Raw genomic sequence first — 2028 nt, forward strand, 5'->3', positions numbered from 1 at the left:
AAGATCATATCGGCCATTGCTACGGCAAATATCCAATGCATCATTGCATTTATAACTAAATACCAGTTGACTCGTTCCCTTAGGGTTGGTGGGTCCTATTTCATCCTACAGTTGCTTGACACGATCCTGTTGATCCTTATCCTTGACACTTTGCTTACCTAATGTTAGTATGGTACTAGAATTGTCCCTCCCTCAGGCCACGCGGGGAGTTTTTTTATTCAGAGTCGAAAGCAGGTGAAGAATATGTCTGGAAGACGTCATTTTTTTACTTCAGAATCAGTTACTGAAGGCCATCCGGACAAAATTTGCGACCAGATTGCTGATGCTGTTTTGGATGCAATCATTGAGCGGGATCCCTATGCTAGGGTTGCCTGCGAGGTAGCTGTAACAACAGGATTAGTACTGGTAATGGGAGAAATTACGACTGAATGTTATGTAGACATTCCGACATTGGTGCGCAGTGTGGTGCGGGAAATCGGCTATGATCGGGCTAAGTATGGTTTCGACGCAGATACATGCGCTGTTTTAACGTCATTAGAAGAGCAGTCGGCCGATATTGCCCTTGGGGTAAATCAAGCGCTTGAGGTGCGCAGCGGTGAGCAGGATGAAATCTCCAAAACAGGAGCCGGCGACCAAGGAATTGTGTTTGGTTTTGCCACAAATGAAACCCCTGAACTGATGCCGCTTCCCATTGCATTGGCGCACAAGCTTGCCCGCAAACTGACCGAAGTTCGGAAAGAGGGAATAGTTCCCTATCTGCGGCCGGATGGTAAAACACAAGTTACCGTTGAATATGAAGGGGATACACCTGTCCGTGTTGATACTGTCGTTGTTTCCACTCAGCATCATCCGGAAGTAAGCCATGAGCAGATCTCAGCAGATATCTTAGAACATGTGATTAACCCGATTATTCCGGAGGAGCTTCTAAAGGATACCAAGTATTTGATTAATCCCACCGGCAGATTTGTCGTAGGCGGACCGCAGGGTGATGCAGGCGTAACCGGACGCAAGCTCATTGTTGATACTTACGGCGGAATGGGACGCCATGGTGGAGGCGCATTGTCCGGTAAAGACCCGACTAAAATCGATCGCTCTGCTTGCTATGCTGCCCGCTACGCAGCTAAGAATATTGTAGCAGCCGGTCTTGCCGATAAAGCTGAGATTCAAATCGGATATGCCATCGGAGTAGCCCGGCCTGTCTCGGTAAGAGTGGATACTTTCGGGACCAATAAGATTCCGGAAAGCGAAATTGAAGCCTTGGTGAAGGAGCATTTTGATCTGCGACCAGAAGCAATTATTCGCAACCTTGATCTGCGCCGGCCTATTTACCGGCAGGTAGCAGCTTATGGTCACTTTGGCCGCACCGATATAGGACTGCCTTGGGAGCGAACTGACAAGGCTGATATACTGCGTAAAGCATTAGAAGCAAGCAAGGCTTAAAACCTGCTTGCTTTTTTTGAAGTGGAATTGACAGATAAATCTGTTTATGGTATAATTAAACAGCCCACACCCAAGAGAGAGGTAAACAAGGAGCGTGAGCAAAATTAAAGCATCACTTTTTCGTTGTTTAACCCTCTCAGTAGTATCTCTTTTCGTTCTGTTTGCCGCAGTTGGATGTATATCTGCCCAAACAGTATCAGTCAGCTTTACAGTAGAGCCGTATTTTATGATTGAGCTGACCACTCCAAGTATTACTTTCTCCTCGGTATCACCAGGAGAATCTGTTGAACAGTCCCTAGAAGCCCTTGTTAAATCAAATGTACCTTGGAATTTACGGGTAGCGGGCATTCAAACAGCGGAAACAGCAGAAGGGAATGCTGTAGAAGTAGCATCCAGGATTTCAATCTTTAGCTATAAGGATTCCTGGGAAAGCATCAGTGGTTCTTCTGCGTATTTCCTTATTAACCATCCTCCAACTGACAGCAGCGGAGTGAGGGTATCCATACCGCTGAAGTTGGAGGGAGACTTCAGAGATCCACCGGGAACATACACAACAGAGATCAAGGTGACACTGGTTCCACAAGTATG

At 46.6% G+C, this 2028-nt stretch carries 1 protein-coding gene; it reads left to right on the plus strand.

What is annotated here, in order from left to right:
- Positions 1-243 precede the first annotated feature (243 nt).
- The gene (locus GX019_00420; GenBank protein ID HHT35621.1) at positions 244-1440 is read left to right on the plus strand and encodes a methionine adenosyltransferase; all 1197 of its coding nucleotides are present in this window, start codon (positions 244-246) and stop codon (positions 1438-1440) included.
- Positions 1441-2028: the final 588 nt, after the last annotated feature.

This window comes from Bacillota bacterium, assembly GCA_012837335.1.
GTDB lineage: Bacteria > Bacillota > Limnochordia > Darwinibacteriales > DTU012 > DTU012.

What these genes read in the sequence shown, in the direction of transcription:
- GX019_00420 (HHT35621.1), top strand. Translation starts at nt 244, where the DNA reads ATGTCTGGAAGACGTCATTTTTTTACTTCAGAATCAGTTACTGAAGGC.